At 48.1% G+C, this 21,648-nt stretch carries 24 protein-coding genes; 14 read left to right on the top strand and 10 right to left on the bottom strand.

The genetic code is table 11. The annotated features are described in order from the left end of the window. The first annotated feature begins 16 nt into the window (after positions 1–16). The 6 genes from CZ360_RS02240 (at position 17) to CZ360_RS02215 (ending at position 5,189) form a co-directional block, all read left to right on the top strand. A complete protein-coding gene (locus tag CZ360_RS02240) occupies positions 17–1,372 on the top strand; it encodes an ABC transporter substrate-binding protein (protein WP_077532561.1) in 1,356 nt (451 codons plus the stop codon). Between the two features lie 82 nt (positions 1,373–1,454). Next, positions 1,455–2,342, top strand: coding sequence for a carbohydrate ABC transporter permease (locus CZ360_RS02235; protein WP_077532560.1), 888 nt, complete (start codon positions 1,455–1,457; stop codon positions 2,340–2,342). A gap of 23 nt (positions 2,343–2,365) precedes the next feature. Beyond that, complete coding sequence (locus CZ360_RS02230) at positions 2,366–3,211, top strand: carbohydrate ABC transporter permease (protein ID WP_205411095.1); 846 nt, start codon at positions 2,366–2,368, stop codon at positions 3,209–3,211. 499 nt (positions 3,212–3,710) lie between these two features. Then, on the top strand, positions 3,711–4,484 hold the full coding sequence (locus CZ360_RS02225; RefSeq protein ID WP_143530118.1) for a hypothetical protein: 774 nt from the start codon (positions 3,711–3,713) through the stop codon (positions 4,482–4,484). A 230-nt stretch (positions 4,485–4,714) separates the two neighbouring features. After that, positions 4,715–5,002, top strand: coding sequence for a type II toxin-antitoxin system Phd/YefM family antitoxin (locus CZ360_RS02220; RefSeq protein WP_077532557.1), 288 nt, complete (start codon positions 4,715–4,717; stop codon positions 5,000–5,002). Further along, positions 4,986–5,189: a type II toxin-antitoxin system RelE/ParE family toxin gene (locus CZ360_RS02215; RefSeq protein WP_077532556.1), complete on the top strand. Its 204-nt coding sequence runs from the start codon at positions 4,986–4,988 to the stop codon at positions 5,187–5,189. The genes CZ360_RS02220 and CZ360_RS02215 overlap by 17 nt, the downstream gene beginning before the upstream one ends. Positions 5,190–5,506: 317 nt before the next feature. Here the strand turns inward: CZ360_RS02215 and CZ360_RS14325 are convergent, their stop codons facing one another. The 9 genes from CZ360_RS14325 to CZ360_RS02170 form a co-directional block, all read right to left on the bottom strand. After that, positions 5,507–5,734, bottom strand: coding sequence for a S26 family signal peptidase (locus CZ360_RS14325; RefSeq protein ID WP_407656931.1), 228 nt, complete (start codon positions 5,732–5,734; stop codon positions 5,507–5,509). A gap of 90 nt (positions 5,735–5,824) precedes the next feature. Further along, the gene (locus tag CZ360_RS02205; RefSeq protein ID WP_077532554.1) at positions 5,825–6,136 is read right to left on the bottom strand and encodes a hypothetical protein; all 312 of its coding nucleotides are present in this window, start codon (positions 6,134–6,136) and stop codon (positions 5,825–5,827) included. A 34-nt stretch (positions 6,137–6,170) separates the two neighbouring features. After that, complete coding sequence (locus tag CZ360_RS02200; protein ID WP_077532553.1) at positions 6,171–8,312, bottom strand: serine/threonine protein kinase; 2,142 nt, start codon at positions 8,310–8,312, stop codon at positions 6,171–6,173. Between the two features lie 377 nt (positions 8,313–8,689). Continuing rightward, positions 8,690–10,942, bottom strand: coding sequence for a serine/threonine protein kinase (locus CZ360_RS02195; RefSeq protein ID WP_159438080.1), 2,253 nt, complete (start codon positions 10,940–10,942; stop codon positions 8,690–8,692). Further along, a complete protein-coding gene (locus CZ360_RS02190; RefSeq protein WP_077532551.1) occupies positions 10,939–11,265 on the bottom strand; it encodes a hypothetical protein in 327 nt (108 codons plus the stop codon). Before CZ360_RS02190 ends, CZ360_RS02195 begins: the two co-directional genes overlap by 4 nt. 6 nt (positions 11,266–11,271) lie before the next feature. Next, positions 11,272–12,585: a trypsin-like peptidase domain-containing protein gene (locus CZ360_RS02185; protein ID WP_077532550.1), complete on the bottom strand. Its 1,314-nt coding sequence runs from the start codon at positions 12,583–12,585 to the stop codon at positions 11,272–11,274. Continuing rightward, complete coding sequence (locus tag CZ360_RS02180) at positions 12,586–13,509, bottom strand: PP2C family protein-serine/threonine phosphatase (RefSeq protein ID WP_077532549.1); 924 nt, start codon at positions 13,507–13,509, stop codon at positions 12,586–12,588. A 3-nt stretch (positions 13,510–13,512) separates the two neighbouring features. Further along, positions 13,513–14,052 carry an FHA domain-containing protein gene (locus CZ360_RS02175; protein ID WP_077532548.1) on the bottom strand — a complete coding sequence of 180 codons (540 nt, stop codon included), beginning with the start codon at positions 14,050–14,052 and terminating at the stop codon, positions 13,513–13,515. Positions 14,053–14,235: 183 nt separating this feature from the next. Continuing rightward, complete coding sequence (locus CZ360_RS02170; protein WP_077532547.1) at positions 14,236–14,685, bottom strand: hypothetical protein; 450 nt, start codon at positions 14,683–14,685, stop codon at positions 14,236–14,238. 244 nt (positions 14,686–14,929) lie between these two features. Here CZ360_RS02170 and CZ360_RS02165 point away from each other — a divergent pair, with 244 nt between their 5' ends. The 6 genes from CZ360_RS02165 (at position 14,930) to CZ360_RS02140 (ending at position 18,771) form a co-directional block, all read left to right on the top strand. Beyond that, the gene (locus CZ360_RS02165) at positions 14,930–15,145 is read left to right on the top strand and encodes a hypothetical protein (RefSeq protein ID WP_077532546.1); all 216 of its coding nucleotides are present in this window, start codon (positions 14,930–14,932) and stop codon (positions 15,143–15,145) included. Between the two features lie 15 nt (positions 15,146–15,160). After that, positions 15,161–15,784 (top strand): hypothetical protein, encoded by a 624-nt coding sequence (locus tag CZ360_RS02160; RefSeq protein WP_077532545.1) that lies wholly within the window; start codon positions 15,161–15,163, stop codon positions 15,782–15,784. A gap of 299 nt (positions 15,785–16,083) precedes the next feature. Further along, positions 16,084–17,508: a response regulator transcription factor gene (locus CZ360_RS02155; RefSeq protein ID WP_077532544.1), complete on the top strand. Its 1,425-nt coding sequence runs from the start codon at positions 16,084–16,086 to the stop codon at positions 17,506–17,508. A 262-nt stretch (positions 17,509–17,770) separates the two neighbouring features. Further along, positions 17,771–17,989 carry a nucleotidyltransferase domain-containing protein gene (locus CZ360_RS02150; RefSeq protein WP_229407966.1) on the top strand — a complete coding sequence of 73 codons (219 nt, stop codon included), beginning with the start codon at positions 17,771–17,773 and terminating at the stop codon, positions 17,987–17,989. 61 nt (positions 17,990–18,050) lie between these two features. Further along, positions 18,051–18,428 carry a Y-family DNA polymerase gene (locus CZ360_RS02145; RefSeq protein ID WP_407656915.1) on the top strand — a complete coding sequence of 126 codons (378 nt, stop codon included), beginning with the start codon at positions 18,051–18,053 and terminating at the stop codon, positions 18,426–18,428. A gap of 94 nt (positions 18,429–18,522) precedes the next feature. After that, positions 18,523–18,771, top strand: coding sequence for a PfkB family carbohydrate kinase (locus tag CZ360_RS02140; protein WP_143530117.1), 249 nt, complete (start codon positions 18,523–18,525; stop codon positions 18,769–18,771). Positions 18,772–18,975: 204 nt separating this feature from the next. Here CZ360_RS02140 and CZ360_RS13875 read toward each other — a convergent pair whose 3' ends face one another. Then, the gene (locus CZ360_RS13875; RefSeq protein WP_143530116.1) at positions 18,976–19,227 is read right to left on the bottom strand and encodes a hypothetical protein; all 252 of its coding nucleotides are present in this window, start codon (positions 19,225–19,227) and stop codon (positions 18,976–18,978) included. 208 nt (positions 19,228–19,435) lie between these two features. On the opposite strand from CZ360_RS13875, the gene CZ360_RS02130 reads away from it, so the two are divergent. Both CZ360_RS02130 and CZ360_RS02125 read left to right on the top strand, forming a co-directional pair. After that, complete coding sequence (locus CZ360_RS02130; protein WP_077532540.1) at positions 19,436–20,263, top strand: metallophosphoesterase family protein; 828 nt, start codon at positions 19,436–19,438, stop codon at positions 20,261–20,263. Positions 20,264–20,316: 53 nt separating this feature from the next. Then, entirely contained in the window at positions 20,317–21,636 is a 1,320-nt protein-coding gene (locus CZ360_RS02125; RefSeq protein ID WP_159438078.1) for an ABC transporter substrate-binding protein, read from the top strand. The last annotated feature ends 12 nt before the right edge of the window (positions 21,637–21,648 follow it).

Below are 21,648 nucleotides of genomic sequence, written 5' to 3'. Positions count from 1 at the left end.
GAAAGGAAGGAAACAAATGAAAAAAATGAAGAAAATAACCTCTGTTGCACTATCAGCTTTGCTGATGGCAGGGCTTCTGGCTAGCTGCGGCGGGAATGGGGATACCTCCGAGCCTGCAAGCGGTGCCGCGGGAACAGGGGAAGACGGGAGCACGACCATTACTTATTTGATGTGGGGTGAACCTACACGTACTGACTCCATGCAGCGGCTCGCAGACACATTCCATGAAAAGAATCCGGATATCACCGTAAATATCGATAATGCGGGTGATAACTTCGGGGTAAAATTTAACACCTTGATGGCTGCCGGCACACCGCCGGATGCAGCACTGGTAAATGAGCTGGCTGGCGCAGGGCTGTATGCCAACAAATTCTATGAAAACATTTATGACCTGATCCAGGGTGATTCGGACTTTTTGAACAATGTTTACAATAAAGTTGCCGACCCGGTAAAAGCGCCGTTCACCATGTCTGAAAACGAAGTATTTGCTCTGCCGACCATGAACTATACTACCCTGATGTTCTACAACAAGGATATGTTTGACGCCGCCGGCCTTGCGTATCCGGACGGCACATGGGATTGGGATGACTTCCGGGAGGCAGCCAAGAAGCTGACTGTAAAAGAAGGAAACGACACCACTCAGTTCGGAACGTTCTTTACCCGTATGATCGTATATGAACAGTCCTGGTTCTTCTCCTCTGGATTAGATGTCATCAGCGCAGACCGTACAACCTGTGACCTCGATTCTCAGGAAGCAATCGATGCCTTTACCGTTATGCAGGAAATGGTTCACAAGGACGGTTCTGCTCCGGTTCCGGATACCACAGGCGGTTCTCAGGTCAGCAACATTAGCTTTGATACCGGCAAGGTTGCCATGCAGCTGTTTGGTTCATGGATGATTCCGACCTATGCGACACTTCCGTTTGAATGGGGCGTTGCTCCGATTCCAAGCGGACCGGAAGGCAGGGTTCCTGCAGCGTTCCCGAACGGCATGGGTATCGGCTACGGCACCAAAAATAAAGACGCGGCATGGGAATGGATTAAATTCTGCACCTCCGAAGAGGGCCAGCAGATTATCGCTGAAGAGGGACTTGCGCAGCCGACACTGGAAAGCATCATGGATTCCGACGCGTTTATGAATGCTTCTGAAAAAGCGGATATGTCTATTGTCAAAGAAGCGCTCCTGGAAGCAAAAGGGCCGAACGCAGTAGCAAGATGGGCTGAAATCGGCGGAAATACCGATTCCTTTATTAATACCGCAATGGATCGGATTCTCATTTATAATGAAGATGTAAAAACAGTATTAGAGGAAGAAGTTGCAAAATGCAACGATGTCTTAAAAGAAGTTCAGGCTGGAGAGGTTCAGGGCTAAATTAATCTGCAAAGGATATGGGCGCTGTGGCTGGCATACAGCCAGCCACAGTGTCTTCTGATTTGCATGGGAGGTTCAAGAAATGAAAATGACCAGAACGAGAAGGGAAACAGTGGCGGGGTATCTTTTTATCATGCCAAACTTTCTGGGGTTTTTGCTGTTTTCTTTATTGCCGGTTTTAGCTTCAGTTGGAATCAGCCTGACCGACTGGAATATTTCTGGAGATTTCCAGTTTATCGGCCTGTCCAATTACAAGGAGATGTTTGTTGAAGACCCGAAATTCTACACCATCTTCTGGAACACCTTTTATTTCACCTTGCTTTATGTTCCGCTAGTGCTGGTGATTTCGTTAGGACTGGCGCTGTTGGTAAACCGTGGGTTTAAGACTGTGATTGCATTTCGGTTTATGTATTTTCTGCCGGTTGTCACTTCTGCGGTTGCCGCATCTATGGTGTTTCAATGGATTTACAACGGCGAATTCGGGCTGCTGAATTACCTGATGTCAATGGTTGGACTGCCAAAGGTATCCTGGCTGACAGATTTAAATACAGTTATGCCCAGCGTTGTGGCGGTGAACATATGGAAGAATGCCGGGAAACTGATGGTCATTTATCTAGCTGGACTTCAGGGAATTCCAAGATATTTATATGAAGCGGCCGAAATGGACGGCGCCAATACATTCCAGAAATTTCGGCATATTACAGTACCGATGCTTTCTCCGACGACCTTCTTTATTTTGATCACGTCTATTATCGACTCGTTCCAGGTATTTGAGATTGTATTCACGCTGACAGGCGGCGGTCCGCTGGATGCCAGCAGAACCCTGGTGACCTATATTTATGATATGAGCTTTACACGCTTCCGGATGGGATATGCTTGCTCGTTATCGATTGTTTTGTTTGTGGTAATCTTTGTGTTTACCGTCATCCAGTTCAAATTCCAGAATAAATGGGTCGAATCAGATGTTTAATTCGGAAAAGAGAGGGTGCAGTAATGAATAAAGGTTTCAATAAAAAAGCCAGGAGATTTGCGGGAAATAGTATCCTATATCTGCTGATGGTTATTGTTGCAGTGGTTATGGTAATCCCGTTTGTCTGGATGGTTTCCACTTCCTTTAAGGAAATGGGGCAGGTACTGATCTTCCCGCCGGAATGGATTCCGTCGCCGTTTGTGTGGAAGAATTATTCGGATGCATGGACGATGGCAAATTTCAGCCTGTTTTTCCGAAATTCAGCAATTGTAACAGTTTTGACCACCTTGGGACAGCTAGTCACCTGTTCCCTGGCGGCGTTTGCCTTCGCAAGATTGACCTTTAAGGGCCGAGATATTATCTTTTTGATTTATCTTGCCACCATGATGGTACCAATTCAAGTAACTTTGATCCCGTTATATTTGCTTATGAAGGAATTCGGCTGGATCAATACCTTTGCGGGATTGATTGTACCAGGTATTTTCAGTGCCTATGGGACATTTATGATCAAGCAATTTTATCTAGGGATTCCCAAATCATTGGATGAATCTGCGATTATTGATGGCTGCGGATATTTTCGGATTTATTGGCAGATCATCCTGCCGCTTTCCAAAGCGGCGTTGGCAACCCAGGCGGTATTCTGCTTTATGTGGCAGTGGAATAATCTCTTATGGCCGCTTGTTATGTCAAATACGGACGCCGTACGAACATTGACTGTTGGCCTGCAGCTCTTTAAAGGACAGTATTCTGTTGCTTGGAACCTGCTCATGGCGGGCTCGGTCATATCGGTGATTCCAATTTTAATTTTATATGTTTTCCTGCAGAAATATTTTGTAGAAGGAATTGCGGTTACAGGGATGAAGAACTAGCATGTGTGTAATTTCCCTGCTGCAAACAGATTCAGAAAACCCGTGCTGTCAAAACAGCACGGGTTTTGTTTGGCAGGAGAATCCTGCAATGCTCTTTGAAGGATGGGCGGGAAACATTGCGTATCCTTTCAGAAAGACAGTAGAAAAGCAAAGTGAATTGTGATAAAATCAAATTATTGGAACAGGCTCATCAAAACACAGAAAAGGAAGGTCTTGCTTTATGAAATTGGTCTTAAATATTATCTTTTCGGTGATCATGATGCCTGTCAATTTATACTGTTCCTTTTGGATATTCAGAGAGGTTCTGAATCTTTCGGGAGTGACTCTTCGGGGAATCCAAAACGATTTAGCACACAGACTGCCTTCCGTTACTGCGGGGAGCAGATACGCACGAAGCGGCAGGAGAAACAGAAGAAATAGAATCATATTCGCTTATCTCAGCGAAAAAAGCTCTGATCCCCCAAAAACTAAAAGGCTGTTTCAATGTTATTTATACAGCATGCTTCCCGGACTTGCAGCTCTGATTCTTGCTGAATACACGGCAATATCGCAACATGCGGATAAGACAAGAATTGCGTTTTGGGGAAATATCATTCTTCTTATCATAAATCTTGTGCTTCTCATCGCAGGCAAGATTTACCGCAAAAACAATCCGCTTGATGAAGAAACAACGGAAATGCTGGAGCAGGCTCGCGCTCGAGAAAGGGAAAAAGGCGGTCGGAAGGTTAGAAATATCATTGCCTACACACTGTTAGGCGGTGTTTTTTTAACGATTCTAATCGGATTTAACTTAACGCTCGCAGACATCACTGGAGCGCCCAAACAGGCAACGAACCGGCCGGGAGGAAATATATCCCATATGGCCGTACCTGACAGCGAAAGGGTTCGTACTGTCCTGACCGACAGAAATTTTGAAACTGCAGAGATTCCGGTGTCGTATTGGTTTATTGAGGAAGATAAATTGATGTATGTTGCCGCAGGCGCAAAGGATGATATTAAATTCGAGTTTTATGATTATGATGGTACTGAGACAGCTACCGGGGTATTTAACCAAATTATAGAGCGTATTTCTATTGGCCTTCCATCCGCAGAACGTGACCAAAATATAGCAGAACTTCCAGGCGGTAAAATGTTTGCGATGACTGAAAATGGAATTTACAGTGTTGTGATCTATAAAGGCAATACTGTTATTTATGCGTATTCCCCTGAAACCTCCAGCGAAACAAAAGATATTTTAATAGAATTAGGATATATCAAGGATAAAGCAATCTAGCTTTAGAACGCCCCAATCAGGATCTCCGGAAAAGCAAGGAGTCCTTTTCGGTTGTATAAAAAATCGTACAACTGAAAAATCTTAGATCTGATAAAGCCTCAACAAACCATATTGTCTAAGTGGAGATTTTGATTTGCAAAATATAAAGATGAAGGTTTGATTACTATTTGACACCATAGTATTATTTAGTTATAATATGAGTATAATATTACTATAAAAGGGGCGGCTTTATGACGATTCGCCCATCGGCGGCAATACGCCAGAATTATAATGAAATATCAGATTTATGTAAAAAAAGTGGAGAACCGGTTTTTTTAACCAAGAATGGGGAAGGCGATCTCGTTGTGATGGACATAGAAACTTTTTCCAGGCGGGAAAAGATGTTAAAACTCCGTGAGGAACTGCTCGCGGTCGAGGAGGACAGGAGGCGCGGCAGCGAAGGCTGCTCTGTTGATGAAGTCGCTGCGATGATGCGCAGTGCAATCAAGGAGGCGGCTGGCCATGGAACGGCGGAATAAATATGGTGTGATTGTATCGGAACGGGCAGCTCAAATGCTCGTTTCCCACGCTGCATTTCTGGCACAGGTCAGCCCAGAAGCGGCAGAACGGCTGACGGCAGAATTTGAAAAGGCTGCGAATTCATTGGAACTGATGCCGCAGAGGTGTCCGTGGCTCACAGGGGAATTTATGGACAACGGCATTTGAGATACTTATAAGAAGATAATCCCGTTGAGTGAACAAGGAAAATGAATTGCATTAAACAACAGATAGAAGAAATCATTTTAAATGAAATGATTTCTAACTAGTTTGAGGAGCGGTATTGGCAAAAGCTGATACCGCTTTTTTCAGCGCATGATGGAAAATCAAGGTTTTTAAATGATATAATCTTAATATAATAGCTTCTAAACAAATAACCAGATATAGAAAAAACAACTGATCAAGCAGTTTGAGAGGTCGTCTTTTTGGTTGTCCGGGAAAAACAGGAAGCGGCGGAGCTGACAGCCTCGCCGCTTCCTATGTCCTCATACTCTCAAGCCAAGCAAAAATGGCCGTTTTGCGAGTATATCGTACAGTTCATTGTTTACATACACATTTCCGTCTTCGTAAATATTCACCCAGTCCCCCGGGTCGGCAATGCATCTCTTTACCAAAAGCTTATCGCCGATATAAAAGGCTACAAACTCTCCAGAGTGAAAATCTGAACCCTTTCCTGAAGCCACAATATTTCCCTTATCGAGCGTGGGAGACATAGAGTTCCTATACATCTGCAAAACCGACATCCAGAACATTGAAAATTCTGCCACCCAAAAATGCGGAGTGAGGACAGCTTGGTTGTCTCCTCATTCTGAAGCCTGTACTTCATCGATATGCTGGAGCACGCTGTCCATCAGATAGCGTACCGCAAGCTGTTTTTCCTTTTCAGTCAGGCCGCTTGCCGGACGGAGCATGGAAACATGGAGGATCGATGTGTTGACGGTCTGCTCCGTCACGGCAAAGGCGTACTCACTGGTATGCCCCAACACATTCGCCTCCGCCTTGATATCGCCGGCCATCGCCTGCTCGTATTGGCTGCCCATCCGATCCAACACATCGAAGATGGCATATACAGCCATACGCCGGGGACAATTGATGTTTCTTTTCAAACTCAGCACTTTTTTCTCCTTTCTCCCGGGAATGCGCTATCCTCTATTCCACGGGACGAATCGTGTTGGTCACATCCAGCAGCATTCCATCGAAAAGGCCATCCTCTGTTTCCGCAGCTATCAAAACTAGAAACACATAACCATCGAACTCGCCGCCGTAAACATCTATATAGGAAGTCTGTCCCTCCTCGGTTATGGTGTACCCATCAACGGCCCAGTCGATCCCGCCGCTTTCACTTTGCCAACGTTCTCCGCGCGGTTCAACGCCAGATTCATTGGTCAATTCTTCAGCCAAAGCGTCCAACCAGATTTCCTTAGTCTGCGTATCGCTTAAGGGCTGGCAATGTACCTCCATACCGATATTACTGGTGCTGTTGCTCATCTCCAGCCGATTTTCATTGATTACATTGAACACAATCTCACCCTCGTTTTCCCAGTAGAGGAATTGGAAGGGAAGCCTTTCATCATAAAACCGCTGGTAGATGGTTCCTGCAGATCCGTTGCTTCGAAAGGAATCCAAAGCTGCGAAAACTTCTGCCTTTGCCGCCTCATCGCCCTGGGGGTAGGAACCGATGAGGTTGTAGCAGCCAAACCCATTTTGGCATTCGATGAACGCCGCCAGAAACTCCATGGTCGTGCCGCCGCTTTCGGTGGCGGAAAACTGGATCAGATAGGCGTTAAGAGATCCAATCTCCCGGTAATCCCGGCCTATGATTTCCTGTTTTGTGATATTGGTGCTCTCCAAAAGCCCGATGTAATACTGAACGTACTTCTCTGCATTTTTCTCCACATCAGCAAGGGTATAAACTGGGAAACCGGCGGCCTGGTCGTAAAACCCGATCTGCAAAGTGACATTTCCATCCGATGAAGCAAAGGCGCCGCTGCCGGATTCTGTCTCAATATACCCCTCGGGAATCCCCATGGTGATATTCAGATAGTCCTGGCTGTAGTCCTGCAAGGAAACATCGTCTACACCCTCGGGTTCCTGTAACGCTATCACGGGAGTATCGGAATTTCGCTTGGACTCCACGCCTATCAAAGTGCCGATACCCGTTACCGTTTTCCAAACACCCAGTCCAATCACGGTGATGCACAGTGCCAGAGCCAGAATACGTACACCTAGAGGTTTATTGCGAAGCTTTGTCCAAAGCCACTGTCTTTCTCCGGAGCCTCCCGCCGTTTGACCGGTCGGCGCAGCCGTGGTGCGGTGATGGAAATGCACCTGATTTTTCCCTGTAAGTCCTTCAATAAAGGCCGCCATGGTAGGGAAACGGTCTTCCGCTTTCACCGCAAGTGCCTTTAGGATGGTTTGTTCCACATACGGAGGAAGAGAAATTCCAAGTTCAGAGGGCTTTTTCAGCGTATCGTTATGAACCCGCATGATGGAATCCGGCGGCAGTTCCCCGGTCACGCAGCGGTATAGAGTTGCTCCCATTGCGTACACATCTGTCCAGGGCCCCTGGTTTCTCTTGCTGGAATACTGCTCTTCGGGCGCGTAGCCATGCTTCAGGATGACCGACACGCTTTTTTCGTCCCCGATGGAGAACCGGGCCGCGCCAAAATCCAGCAGCTTGCTCTCTCCTTTGGATGTAATGGAAATATTGTCCGGACTGATGTCCCGATGGGTCAGGTTCAAGGCGTGAACCTGCGTCAGCGCCTGCATCACTGGCATCAAAATGGTTAAGGCCTGGTCGTAAGGGATCTTTCCGCCCTGGGAGGCAATGTATGCCTTCAGGCTCATGCCGTCGATGTATTCCATCACGAAATACGCCGTGTTGTTTTCTTTAAAGTAGTTCTGCACCGACACGATATTCGGTGTGTTCTGCAGTTTGGCAAGAATCCGCGCCTCATCCAGAAAGCGCTCCATGCCGCTTTGGTAATCCGCCTGCCCCCGTCCGGTCAGCGCTACGCTGTACTTGTCAGAATGCCGGGTGGCAAGGCCGGAGGGCATATATTCTTTGATGGCTGCCTTGATCTCCAGCGTAAGATCATAGCCCAGATAGGTAATGCCGAACCCGCCCACGCCCAGTACCTTGCCGATCATGTAGCGACCATTCAGCAAAGTTCCCATGGGCAGCGCTAAAAATGGCTGTTCCTCTTCTGCATGGAAGCCGCAGTATGGGCAGACGAGGGAACCGCCCGGCTTTTCCCGAAAGCAGCCATAGCAAATATGTTCTAAGTTCATGTTTCGCTCCTCTTCTCTGTTTTTTCCCGCTAAACCTCGACGCAACCGGTCATCTATCAGCGCCAAGGAAAGCAGTATAGCGACCACAAACCGGAAGCTGCCAAAAAAGGCGAAGGCGACAAACCAGTCAAACTAATAAAAGTAGCGCCGCGAAAACTAGTAACACCTTACAAATACAGCCATCACCACAAGTATTCGAAGCGGCGCCGCTTCCTTCCCATTTCGCATTAAAAACAGCACTAGACGGGCTATGGGAATAAAGCCATTGTTTTCTGCCCGATCAGGAACGGCCATTATATGAATGCGAATGGTTCCAAAATCTCGATAGGCATAGGGCCGCAGTAAAATATGCCGCAGGCAGCCCAAGTCTTTACAAGTTACCCTGCCCAAGCGCGGAGAGACGCGGTGGCCTGATTATATAAAGCAACTATCGCGTCCTTGTTGGAATCATTGAACACACAGCCCACAAGATAGCACTCGCCGTCAATTACAGCCGATGAATAGCTGAAATTCTTGCCGCCCATCGTAAAGTCATAGGCCAGCCATTCCACGCCGCCGGACGAGAAGGTATAGGATTCATTGTTCGTACCGCTTACGTTCTTGTTGTATTCAATCACTTCTTCCGGCGTACTCAAGCCGAATTCAGAAGCCTTGCCGATCTCCACAGCGAAACCCTGCCCCACTGCGGCATTCCTGTCTTCCTGAGTAGGGTACAGGAACATCTCATGGACGGTTCCGATGCCGTTCATATTCAACTCAAGTTCCATATCTGCTACGCCACCCTGCGCAGAGGACTCGTCTATGATGACCTTAACTCCGGCACGTTCCGCATAGTAAGCCTTATAGGTCACCTCCGGCATACCGTTACTCTGAAAGGATTGGATGATGGAATGAATCTCTGCTTCGGCAGCTTCATCTCCCTTGGGATAGGCAGTGATGATGAAATAACAGCCAAATTCGTATCCGCCTACTGCCATGACGATCATCTCCATAGAAACGCCTTCGCTGTCAGTGCCTTCAAAGTAGATCTGATAGGCTTCCGAATTTCCCACCCGGTCAGGGCCAGCCGCTAAGATCTGATAGTCTGAAACCTCCAGATCCTGCATCAGTTTCGTGACAATTGCTTCCCGCTGGGATTCCACGTCGGCAAGAGAGTAGATCGGACCGTCAATATTCCAAAGATAGTCCGTCATGACAGCGCAGCCTTTATCCTCATTGATAAAGTTCAACCCATCCTCAGACGCCGTATAATCTGTCGGAATTTCAATGGTAGCATTGAGAATGCCAAGATCCTGCTTCACCATTCCCGCTGAAGGTTCTGTTGTCGTTCCCGGATCGCTGGGTTCCACGCTTGCCGGCGACTGGCTGATAACGGGAGTATTCCCGCCGCCGTTTCCTCCTGCCGGAGTTGTTTTCCCTCCGCCGGAGAGCGCGATGGGGAGTATAATACAAAGGGCGATTACCGCCAACAGCCCGCCTCCGGAAACCCAGGCGACAATCGGATTGGCTTTCATATAGGAAAGCAGCCTGGAAAACACGGAGGGTTTTCCTGCCGCAGAGCCATCGGCGCTATAGGATGGCTGCTGATAGGCAGTCTGCCCATAGCCTCCTTTCCCGTATGCGGTGGCCTGGGTACGCTGGCTGATGCTGGCCGCCACCTGATCCTGTACGGAAACGCGGCCGCTCAGTGCGCTGATGAACGCCTCCATGTTGGGGAAACGATCTTCGGTCTTTACCGCCAGCGCTTTCATGATGGCGTTTTCCACATGGGCCGAGATACGAAATCCCAGCTCTGACGGTGTTTTCATAGCGTCCCCATGAATGCGCTCCACCGAATCCGGCGGAAGCTGCCCGGTAATGCAGCGGTACAGGGTAGCGCCCATAGCATACACGTCCGTCCAGGGGCCCTGATTACCGTGGCTGGAATATTGTTCCTCCGGCGCATAGCCATGCTTTAAGATGACCGACACGCTCTTGCCATCACCCAGCGCAAACCGCGCCGCACCGAAATCTAGCAGCCGGCTTTCGCCCTTGGCGGTGATATAGATGTTGTCGGGGCTGATATCCCGGTGCAGCAGGTTCATCGCATGCACCTGTATCAATGCCTCCATGATCGGCTGCAGAATGGCTATCGCCTGGTCACAGGGGATCTTATCCCCGTTTTTCGACAGGTACGCTTTCAGACTCATGCCGTCTATGTATTCCATCACGAAGTAGGCAGTGCCGTTTTCCTTGAAATAGTTCTGCACCGACACGATATGAGGGGTGCTCTGCAGCTTGGCAAGAATTTTCGCTTCATCCAAAAAGCGCTCCATGCCATACTGGAAATCCTGTTCCACCCGCCCGGTCAGCGCCACGCTGTAGTGATCGGGATGCCGCGTGGCCAATGCGGAGGGCATATATTCCTTAATCGCAACCTTGATTTCCAGCGTCAGGTCGTATCCCAGATAGGTGATACCGAACCCGCCGATGCCCAGCACCTTTCCCACCAGGTATCTTCCATTCAAGATGGTTCCCAGCGGCAGCGCAAGATACGGCTGTTCGTCATTTTCATTAAATCCACACTTGGTACAAAATTTACCAGGTTCTTTTTCCGCAAAACAGCCATAACAAACACGTTCCGGATTCATGCGTCCACCTCCTTGATCTCGGCCAGGACGAAGAGATCCCCTGATACCTGCCGCGCCCGGTCGGTATGTCGCAAGACCAGCGCCTCCAGCCATTTTTCCGCATTGGCCGCTTTTAGAAATTCAACCTGTACTTCCAGGGGGTCAATATAGAACTCGCCCGCATATGCCAGCACTCCTTCACCTTCCGACAGCGCTGGAATTTCGTTGAGTTCCTTCATTTCACCGTCCGCAGCCAGGTGGAAGACAGCCGCCAGTTTCTGGCCGGCGGCATCATCCCCCCACGCCTCCTGGATTCTTCCATTTTTCAAGCAATAACCTGCCATAATGGGTTACTCCTTGCTCACTACAAATCGGTTGGCATTGTCGCACAGGTAGAAGGTATCCCCGGCAGACAATTTTTCCGCCACATTGGCCGCCAGCTTTTTGCCGTTGCCTAAGAACGTACCATAAGAGGAGCCCAGATCGGTGATGATAAAGCAGTCTTCGTTCGGGTCGTAGTCCACTTGGCAATGCCGTCCGCTGATGCCCGGCGCATTCTTATCAAATACAATGTTGCAGGCCGCCGGATCGCGGCCGATGACCACCTTACCCTTCAAGAGATCAAAGCTCTGGCCCGCATATTTCCCTGTCACGCCCCGCAGCACAGCGCGTTTTCCTACAGAACCGCGGCCGCCCCTGGCAGACGCTTTGTTCGCTCCTGCATCGGCAACCGCTGGGACGCCCTGTCCGTTCTTCTGGGACATTACCAGCAGGATGATGCCGCCTGCCAGCGCAAGCACGCCGATGGGCAGGAACACATAGGCAAACCAGGACGGGGCCCAGGAAAGTCCGCCGCCCGCCATGGTGTATTTGATATTTTCGCTGTCCAGTATCTTGGTCAATTCTGCGGAGGTAATAGCAAAGTTTACGCCTTCGCTCTTGCCCTGCTCATCCACTGCGCCGGAAGAATTGATTCCGATCAGGAAGCCGCTTTCATCTACCAGCGGGCCGCCGGAATTGCCGTGATTGATGTATACATCCATCTGGAACGCGTCGTAGTTGCTCCATACCGGCTTGGTGCGTTTGCTGATGATTCCCTTGGTCAGTGTAATATCATCCTTATCATAGGTGTTGAACTGCGAGCTGTCGCTCGCCACGCCAGGATATCCCAGAGCAAAGGCGGTATCGCCGATTTCAACCGCATCGGAATCTTTAATGGCAAGCGCGTCGCGCTTATCCGTCGGCGACGGCAGCTTGATAATCGCAATATCCTTGTCGTCGAAGGAGGAGTAATAGACCACCTCTGCTGTAACATAATCGTTTTCCGCTGCGGAGAAGTATACCTGTACACCTGCCGAAGATACTTCTCCCTGATATGTTTTCGGGCCCATATAGCCGTATTCCACCACATGGCCGTTGGTCACAATGTATTCCACCGGTTCGCCGGGTTTCCCGATGGCAAATCCAGTACCCATGGCACCGGCGGACTGACCGTCAGTAAGCTGAAGATAGGAGTACACCATGACGACGCTGTTGCGCGTCTCATAGGGGTCTGTGCCACCCCCGCCTGCAAGACCCAATACGCCGAACACGGCAAAAACCAATCCTACAACCAGCAAAATTATGGCTGTGACTTGCTTCCGTGGTGTTTTTTTTGTTTCCATTTATTCTTTTTCTCCTTTACCGTGATATTTCAATACGATTGCCGTATAGTTATCCTGACCCGGCTTGCCTGCCGCCAGGATCTCCTCTTCCAGCTTGTCGCAGCATACCTGTGGAGACAGCGCCATAGCTTCCCGGATCTGCTTTAAGGTCAGGGTGTCGCTTACCCCGTCCGAGCAGAGCAGCAGTACATCTTCCGGTTGGAGGGAAAAGGGCATGCGGTTATAGTCGCATTTCACTTCTTCTTTGCCTATGTACTCCGAAAGGGCTCCTGCCTGTGGGTCGTAAAACGCTTCCTCTACAGGAAAAGCTCCGTCCAATGCCCGCAGCACCAGTTCATTCTTATATTCCTGCCGGATATTCAGCCCGTAGAGTTTGCCTTCCCTAAGCAGGAACAGGTCGCTGTCACCTACACACCAGAAAGAAAGACGAGCTCCTTTGAGCAGCACGGCCACAAGGGTTGTTCCTCCGTGTCCCCGAAACTGCTGGTAGACCCTTGCGCTGCGTTGGGATGCCCAGCCGGGGATATCGCTGTCATCCGCCCAAGGGAAAATCCCCACAAGCTCGGAGGCAGTTTCCGCCGCAATCATGCCGCCTTCCGCCATGCCCCCCATACCGTCACACAGTACAGCGAGCAGGCCGTCTTCTTCATAACGATTCATACGGGAGATGCCGAAAGCATCCTGTTGTTCCTCCCGGCTGCCGACGCCTTGGAGGTTGGCAAGTTCCAGCTCCGGCAGCGGTTCCGGGCGTTCCGTAATCGGTTCTTCCACCGCTTTAGCACCTCGCTTCTTTTTCCGTCGTATCAGGACAAAGACAAGGATCAGCGTTAAAAGAAGCACAGCTCCTGCCGCAATTGCCATCCAGATGCGGATGAAGGTGTCCGGAAACAGCGGCTTGCTTAACCATGAAAGTACATGCTCCATCCCTTACTCCTCATTCCATTGGAATTTATCTCCGCACAGAGGCAGAAAGAGGAGCTGGCTCTTGCCAACCTCGATCACATCGTAGGCTTTTAAGGGACGCACCATTTCCACCTGTTCGTCGTTGCAGTAAGTGATGCCCCTGCCCTGACCGGGAGAAAGGGAAAAGCTGTTGTGCTTTGCGTCATAGGTCACCAGCGCATGGCTTTCCCTGGACACGGTGTCGTCATCCGCCAAGGCCACATCCATCGCCGCCGCCCGGCCGATGAAGTTTCTTCCTGCCACCAGCTTGTAATCTGCGCCGCGATGGGGACCGGAAATGCACACCAGAAATCCTACCGCAGGATCAATGCCGATCTTTTTTTTGATGATGCCCACCGTCTTGCCTCTGTCCGCTTCCGGCGCAGCGCCTCCTGGTACTGCTGCCACGGTTTTCCCCACCGAACTGGCCGCTACCGTCTTTCCGATTCCGGCGCCCTCCTGACAGTAGGGGCAGCTGTCAAATCTGTTTTCATCGTAAAAATGGCCATTGTCGCATTGTTTCATGATCGTTTTCCTCCTAAAATCAAATTATTAAGGGCTGTCCAAATCCATTCCTGGACTTTTTACGTTTTTACTGTATCGTTTTTTGAGGGATTTGTGCAGGCCGCTTTAGCGCCAATTTACAAAGAATCATGTGGCGCACCTGCGCCAATCTACATTTTTCGCGGCAATCTCGGGAAAATACAGCTATCTTATCAGATCCTGATATTCCGGATCCGACTCCCTGATCTCCCATACCAGTTTCCAAAGCTCATCATCACCGGAAAGAACATAGCACTCCTCATCGGCTCCTCTGAACTTTCGTTCATCAAACCCGAAATTGCAGGTATCCCCTTCCGCCGTAACAAACTCCAGGATCCGGTTGTCTGTAGAACGGACGGAAGACTTGGATACGACTGTTGCTTCCCTTAACGCCTGCAGGATCCCGGAGATAATCTCATCATTCGTCGTTCGGTAGCTTGCCGCCGTCTCCGTCCAATAATGAAAGACCAACTCTGCCGGCAGTTCTTCCTGCGTTTGATTCAGAAATTCCTTTTGGTTTTCCGTACAATAGACTCGAAGCGATCTGTCTGAGGGTGCGCATCCGGCCAGAACACACATTACAGCCAGAAGCACCGCCGCCATTCTTCTTTTCATCCGCTCATTCCTCCTGTTGTGATCTGAGTTGTTTTTCGGATAGTACTCTGGTGCTTAGTTCTTGACACAAAAAGTCAAATCTCTGTTTTTTAACGGTTCTATCGTATCGTTTTTTTAAGGATTTGTGCAGGCCGCTTTCGCGCCAATTTACAAAGAATCATGGGGCGCATCTGCGCCAATCCGTTTTTTACGCAAAAATCCAAGGGAAAGACAGTCTTGAGTGTATAAAAAGGATCGGTCGGTTATGGCAGATGGGCTGATTCCATCGTTTTGCCTGAAGTTCACAAACTTTTTTGCAGGGGAAGTACAGAACGTGGGTTTTCATCTTACCGCCCGGCAAGATTTCATGATCAGCGGGGTTTTGTTATCCGGTTTTTGCAATTCAAAGCTTGTTTTTTCCGAAATGGCACAGGTGCGCCACGGTTTTTTTCAGTTTGGCGCTGAAGCGGCCTATCAATAACACAGGCTTCCTGTTATGATAAAAAACGAAAAGTTCACAGATAGAAGGCTGGCTAGGACACAGAATGTCATAAAAAGCTCTGGCCAGCTTATCACAGACGCAGTATCAGAAAGGGGATATGGCATGTATTCAAGGTTAAGGCAGTACCACCTTATTGGTGCAATAGGAGGGTTTCTTACGGTTCTCACCGCAATCATCAGCCTGGTAGTTTCCACGTCATACTACATAAGCACGGAATCGGTCATTATGGTGAACATACTGAACATTGCCTCCAACGGCTTGCTCGCAGCCTGTTTTTTTGGAGCATTCAGCATATCACGGGACAGCCTCATTAAAATAGGCAGCCTGATTGCAGGAATAGGTCTTGGATGGAATATCCTGATCGCAATTCTCCAGATGGCGGGAGTATATGTTTTCGTTCTCGCCCTTCTGGGATCTCTCGTCATGATAGCGGGTATTGTGATCGCCTGTATCAAATACATCATGCTCTTCCAGAAAGATGCTTTTATTGTGGTGTTTTGCGTATTTATTTTCCTGGGACTTCTGCTGTATTTATTCTGGACGTGGGCATGCATGATAACCGGCGCTGGATTGGGTGGCCTGCTGATCTATTTTTACGCCCATAACATCACCTACTAAGTGATTGCTTTTCCCCAGAACATTTCCTTCTTGTATTACCGTAGTGCTTTTGGCAGCTGTGGTAAGGTACATTTAGGCACAAAAAACAAGGGGTTCTGGTCGCAGAAAATCACCCCATGAAATGTAGTATTATCCAGAAGGAATGCCCGGTTAAGGTCAAATCGAAAGGAATGTGTGTTCTGCAAAAATGTTAACCGAAAAATCTTTTACCGTCTAAAATTGTTGAAAATTCGAGCCGTTTCGTCTATAGTATAATTATCCGTAATTATACTATTGCAGAAAGGAGGTAAAATGGACATATGATAAAAGAAGTCTTTACAAAACCAAAATCCATTTACGCTATTCTGCTGCTTGGTATTTTTACCTTTTTATTCCTTGGAATCGAGTACCTGTATGTGAATAGGATCTCGCTTACGGCTGGGGAAGAAAAAACGGTGCTCGCACAAAACTACGCATTAGGAGTAAGCGCCATTGGCTTTTTACTGTATCCGTTGTTTCATCGTTTTTTGAAAAAGCGGGCACAAATCGTTGGGCTTTTTATCCTTGCATTGACGGCGGTTGTATGCATTTGGGGAGTTCAGAAGCATGTTTCGTATTTGTCCACTCTGCTCTCCGGAATGGCTTTATTCCTGTCTCTGGGGCTATTGGGGAGTGCGGCTCACTACCTGTTTTTCAAACTGGCAGAGGATCGTGACCACCTGGCATGCGTAGTTGGTATCTCCTATGCACTGGGAATATTCCTGCAATTTCTTAATAACAATCTTATCAATCTGGAAACTGCAGAAGCCATTATACTTTCGGTCTTTGCTATTGTAACGTTGGCGCTATTACTGAAAGCGGAGAAGCTTTTCGGTCCGGAGACCACAGAAGCTGAAAAGCGCCCGCTTCCTGTAAAAGAGGACGTAAGGGCAAACCGGAAAAAGATAGCCGCTGGAGGTTTTCTGGCACTGCTTGTGCTCCTGATGGCGTGTATTTTCAGCACGCTGGATAACGCGGTCACTATGCATCATGCGGCAGGTGCCGACATCGGGCAATGGCCGCGGCTTCTGCTGGCGGTAAGCGGCCTGGCTGCCGGTTTCCTTTTCGATATCCGGAAACGGAAATATATGGCGATGATGATGTACTGCGTCATGCTGATGTCTGTCATCTGTGTGGTGGTACTCAAACTGGGCGGCCCGTTTTTGATCGGGTTAGTTGTATTCTATCTCTCAGCCGGATTTTTTGCGGTATTCTTCACTACTAGCTTTCTGGATTTTGCCTGTCATATGCAGACACCGGCGCTATGGGCGGGTATGGGCCGCGCCATGAATAACGTGAGCGCCGCTTTGTTTGCCAACGTCTCTGTAGCGCTGCTTGTCTCTGACAGCAATGGTATGGCGTCTATCATTCTGGCACTGGTACTGTTTGTAGCTGTCAGCATAGTAATCTCTCTATACTCAGCCTGGCTGCCGGCAGCATCCGGCGCACCCAAGGATATCCCGGCAGATTTGGATCCCCAGGAAGCATTCCGTATTCTATCGAACCTGTTTGCCCTTACTCCCAGAGAAATCGATGTATTCGATAAGCTGGTCAATTCGGAGGAAAGCATTCAGGAGATCGCAGATGGCTTATATCTGTCCCGGCGAACCTGTCAGCGATATATCTCATCTATCTATGAGAAAGCGGGGGTAAAATCCCGCATGGGGTTGTACCAACTCTACATAGAAAAACAGCGCAGGCTGTAAAATAAAGTTCCGTAACGCTTATATACGTGAAAAGCAGAGTCAATGATAAAAAATCCGTTGCCATCCGAAAAACAAGACAGAAAAAGCCTTACATGGTCAAGAATTTATTGCAAAAAACGTTACAAGTATATACACAAAGCGAATGGAGGTCGATACCTCTGATGGTTTCGACTCCATAATTTTATGCTATACGAGCTTTCTCTTTCTTCGCCGTTGATAATTTGATAAAGGGTAATTCCGGCTTCCTTTATATCGGCAAATTGTGCAGTTATCCCGCCAGTATCAAGCGGATAAAATCGTATTGTTCGGCTCCCGCACAAGAGGCGATCACCGAGAAAACAGCGATATTGACATCGCAGTTTTCGGAATGCCAACTGAAAATCAGGTGTTGTTTTGGGATTCTGTCAGTGAACTACCTACCCTGCTTGAATTTGATATTGTATTCCTTTCTTCACAAACAAATGAAAAACTGGTTCTGTAACAAGGCATAAAAGAAAATAGCCCTCCGTAAACTAAGACAAAGGTTTACGGAGGGTTTTGTTATGAATCGGGTGATACTGCACAGTGATATGAATAACTTTTATGCTTCCGTAGAAAGCCTTTACCACCCGGAATACAGAGGAAAGCCTATGGCAGCCGCAGGCGATCCGGAGCAGCGGCATGGAATCGTCCTTGCCAAGAACTATGAAGCCAAAGCCTTCGGCGTACAGACCGGCGATCCCTTGTGGTTCGCCAAGCAGAAATACCCGGACATCATCTTTGCCCCCGCCCCACTAGGACAAGTATCTCCAGTTCTCTCAAATGGCAAAGGAGATCTATTCCGACTATACCGACCAGGTAGAACCCTTACGGGAACGGTACGGATATTTCTCTATTCAGCGGGAGATCATGCTGACAGACCGGGAATTGTTCAACCTTGATCCGAAACGAGACCATATTATTCACTCGGTGGGATTTTTTCAGAAATAAATGATTACTACTGTAACATGAAACACTTCAATTGATAAGCTATATTTGGTTGAAAATTTAGAAGATTCTATGGTTATGCAGGTCAAAGAAGTCAGAAATACAGTAGGTAGAAAAGGCTTGAATGTATCCAGAGTTGCTGAACTGCTGGGAGAACAGGCAACGGCACTTGGCTTTGTAGGGGGATATAACGGCAGCTATGTTTTGGATTTACTGGAAAAGCAGGGAATGAAACATCAATTCACCCGTATTGCCGCCGAAACTCGTTCCTGTATTAATATTCAAACGGCATACTGAATTTCTGGAGTCGGGAGCCGCCATTACGGCGGAAGAACTGTAGGGCTTTTTCAACCAATTTAGCAGTATCCTGCCGTGGACTGATGCAGTGACAATCTCAGGCAGCGTGCCGCCAGGATTATGGCTGGCTCATTAAATAGACATGGCACGCAAAAGGCACAGAAAAGAGAAAAAATAAACGGAAATGCTATTGAGACGTATATCTCAATATGTTACAATAGGTATGCTGAAACAAATATCGAAAAAGAGGAAGACGCCCAAACGGGTGTCTTCTTTTTGTTTTGGTAAAATTAAAAAGGAGGAGCATACAACAATGAAGGACAAGCTAATACCACTGTTCTGCTGATGAACTTTTTCAAAAGCAGGAGAACGGCGGATGAATCTTGGTTCATCGGTGAGACGATTTGCAATATAGAAGCCGCCGAGGATATTGTGATCGGGAATGCGGTACGGCATAGGCGTTTTCTGCTGAAATATTCAACGAAAGGCCCCATAGGCATAAAGATGGGTACACCCGTTATGATTAAAAGTTTACCAAGGTTTTAAATATCTAAGAGCTGTTATTTACATAAGAACACAGGTTAACGCAGGTTTTACCCGTTTGTGATAGAATCCTTTGAAATAGAAACGGTAAAATATTAACTGTAATAAGGAGGAGAAAAGAATGAATTTTGCACATTTATCAGACACACATGTACTTTGTAGACGATCACAGACCAACCAATTACTGGAATTGGTAGATGATGGGAAGAAATTGGCCCAGGCTATTACGGCGGCATTAAACCACCCGCAGAAACCGGAACTGATGATTATTACCGGCGACCTTGTACATGAGGGGACAGCAGAAGATTATGCGTATTTTAAGTCAATATTAGAAGATAACTGTAAGGGGATTCCGTATGTTGTTTGTCTGGGAAACCATGATAGAAGGCAGGCATTTTGGGAAGGTTTTTTGGAAAAAACCGGAGTTGCCAAACCCTATGTTGAAACAACCATGATAAACGGCCTGCGTATTATCGCTTTGGATACCAGTCCCGTCGATGGCAATGAGATAGGTGAAATGCCTCAGGAACAGTTAGACTACCTGGCCAAAGAATTAAAGACCGTCGCCCCAAAGGGGACGATCGTGATTTTACACCACCCGCCGCAGGGATTTGTGCTGAAAGGATTTGAGGGGCTGTGCCCGGTGCGTGATGCGTTTGCCAACATTGTTGAAGGTACCGATGTAAAAGCAGTCCTTTCCGGACACACGCACTACTTAAGCTGTCACAGCAAAAATGGTGTTACATATGCCACTGCAGCAAGTACGGCCTTTAGCATGGACAACGCGAAAAAAGGAGACCTTGATTTTATTGACGCCTGCTCTTATAATCTTGGAAGAATTACAGAGGACAGCGTATATGTAGGGACAGAAACGGTGAACTATCAGTATAAGACCCTGCTTACTATGAAAGCGGCTGATATGGAGAAGATGCTCAAAAACCAGAAATAGCTTTCTACGCTCGGCTGCTGAAAAATTTGATGAAAAACGACGAGGAGAAAAGAATGAAAAGATTACTGACATTACTGCTGGCTGCTGCGATAGCAGCGTCTTTTGCTGGCTGTGCAACTACTAACACCAATACCCAAGCTTCCTCCAACGGAGAAACGACTTCCGGCGAAAAGACAGAAATCACCTTTTTGACTTACAATCTGTCAATTGCCTCCCAAAAGGACGCGGTACAGGAATTGATCGACACCTTCAACGCCCAAAGCGATACTGTACAGGTTACCGGAGTACAGACAGATGTCGCCTCTCTGCAAACAAAGGTGCAGTCTGATTATGTGGCGGGTAATACCTTCGATGTGGTGCAGGTCGGGCTGAACAGCGTGGATTATTATGTGGAAAACTACGCCCTGTCTGCTTTTGAGGATATAGCAGGGCAGGAGGCTTATGACCAGCACATGGAGGGCTTTGCGGAAAAGGCGCAGACATTGGGTACTTATACCGATGGAAAGACTTATGTTTTGCCGTATACCTTCTCTACCCCTATGCTTTATTACAATAAAGACCTATTTGAAAAAGCCGGACTTGATCCTGAACAGCCGCCTAAAACCTGGGAGGAGGTAAAGACATACGGAGTAGCGCTAAAAGACAGCGGTACAGAAGGAATTCAGATTACTGCAACAGGTGACGGGACTGACTGGCTGATTCAGGCGATGATCTACTCAAACGGCGGGGAAGTGTTATCAGAGGATAAAAAGACCATTCTGTTTGGGGAACAACCGGCAGTTGACGCGATCTCTGTATGGCAGGATCTTGTTCTGAGTGGTGCGCACTCCAACTATACAGATACCGAAGCAATGGAAGCGTTCATGGCCGGAAACCAGGGGATGCTGGTCGTTTCTGCTGCGATGGAAAGTGCGCTGATCTCCTCGTCGGAAGCCGGCGGCTGGGAATTGGGTGCTGCTGGATTGCCCTCTTTTGGCGATAAAGAAGCTGTGCCGACCAATTCTGGCTCGGGCTTGTGCATCATGTCCCAGGATGAGGAAAAGGCAAAAGCCGCGTGGGAATTTATTCAGTTTGTGACCAGTGAAGAAGGGTATACCATTATCACCAGCAAAATGGGTTATCTGCCATTGCGACCTGCTATTATCGACGATGAGAAATACTTAAAATCATGGGCGGAAGAACATCCTTTTGTACGCACCAATTTGGAACAGCTGGAACGCTTACATAAGTGGGTAGGCTTTCCGGGTTTAAACAGCGGCCAAATTGCTACGACATTAAACCAGGCAGTTACAGAATGTATTTTCTCCGATAAAGATGTAGAAACTGTCATGAAGCAGGCGCAAAGCGAAGCACAGGATCTGCTGCCGAGTTAAGGAAGGGGAAAC

This window comes from Massiliimalia massiliensis (genome assembly GCF_900155615.1).
Lineage (GTDB): Bacteria > Bacillota > Clostridia > Oscillospirales > Ruminococcaceae > Massiliimalia > Massiliimalia massiliensis.
This window is presented reverse-complemented; position numbering and strand designations above follow the sequence as displayed.

Bases quoted from the DNA above. Each gene is read 5' to 3' on its own strand.
- CZ360_RS14325 (WP_407656931.1), bottom strand. From the start codon at position 5,734: ATGTCTCCCACGCTCGATAAGGGAAATATTGTGGCTTCAGGAAAGGGT.
- CZ360_RS02165 (WP_077532546.1), top strand. From the start codon at position 14,930: ATGGCAGATGGGCTGATTCCATCGTTTTGCCTGAAGTTCACAAACTTT.
- CZ360_RS02220 (WP_077532557.1), top strand. From the start codon at position 4,715: ATGACGATTCGCCCATCGGCGGCAATACGCCAGAATTATAATGAAATA.
- CZ360_RS02195 (WP_159438080.1), bottom strand. From the start codon at position 10,942: ATGAATCCGGAACGTGTTTGTTATGGCTGTTTTGCGGAAAAAGAACCT.
- CZ360_RS13875 (WP_143530116.1), bottom strand. From the start codon at position 19,227: ATGCCGTACCGCATTCCCGATCACAATATCCTCGGCGGCTTCTATATT.
- CZ360_RS02185 (WP_077532550.1), bottom strand. From the start codon at position 12,585: ATGGAAACAAAAAAAACACCACGGAAGCAAGTCACAGCCATAATTTTG.
- CZ360_RS02190 (WP_077532551.1), bottom strand. From the start codon at position 11,265: ATGGCAGGTTATTGCTTGAAAAATGGAAGAATCCAGGAGGCGTGGGGG.
- CZ360_RS02130 (WP_077532540.1), top strand. From the start codon at position 19,436: ATGAATTTTGCACATTTATCAGACACACATGTACTTTGTAGACGATCA.
- CZ360_RS02225 (WP_143530118.1), top strand. From the start codon at position 3,711: ATGCTTCCCGGACTTGCAGCTCTGATTCTTGCTGAATACACGGCAATA.
- CZ360_RS02125 (WP_159438078.1), top strand. From the start codon at position 20,317: ATGAAAAGATTACTGACATTACTGCTGGCTGCTGCGATAGCAGCGTCT.
- CZ360_RS02170 (WP_077532547.1), bottom strand. From the start codon at position 14,685: ATGAAAAGAAGAATGGCGGCGGTGCTTCTGGCTGTAATGTGTGTTCTG.
- CZ360_RS02160 (WP_077532545.1), top strand. From the start codon at position 15,161: ATGATAAAAAACGAAAAGTTCACAGATAGAAGGCTGGCTAGGACACAG.
- CZ360_RS02200 (WP_077532553.1), bottom strand. From the start codon at position 8,312: ATGAACTTAGAACATATTTGCTATGGCTGCTTTCGGGAAAAGCCGGGC.
- CZ360_RS02240 (WP_077532561.1), top strand. From the start codon at position 17: ATGAAAAAAATGAAGAAAATAACCTCTGTTGCACTATCAGCTTTGCTG.
- CZ360_RS02175 (WP_077532548.1), bottom strand. From the start codon at position 14,052: ATGAAACAATGCGACAATGGCCATTTTTACGATGAAAACAGATTTGAC.
- CZ360_RS02215 (WP_077532556.1), top strand. From the start codon at position 4,986: ATGGAACGGCGGAATAAATATGGTGTGATTGTATCGGAACGGGCAGCT.
- CZ360_RS02230 (WP_205411095.1), top strand. From the start codon at position 2,366: ATGAATAAAGGTTTCAATAAAAAAGCCAGGAGATTTGCGGGAAATAGT.
- CZ360_RS02180 (WP_077532549.1), bottom strand. From the start codon at position 13,509: ATGGAGCATGTACTTTCATGGTTAAGCAAGCCGCTGTTTCCGGACACC.
- CZ360_RS02155 (WP_077532544.1), top strand. From the start codon at position 16,084: ATGATAAAAGAAGTCTTTACAAAACCAAAATCCATTTACGCTATTCTG.
- CZ360_RS02235 (WP_077532560.1), top strand. From the start codon at position 1,455: ATGAAAATGACCAGAACGAGAAGGGAAACAGTGGCGGGGTATCTTTTT.
- CZ360_RS02145 (WP_407656915.1), top strand. From the start codon at position 18,051: ATGAATCGGGTGATACTGCACAGTGATATGAATAACTTTTATGCTTCC.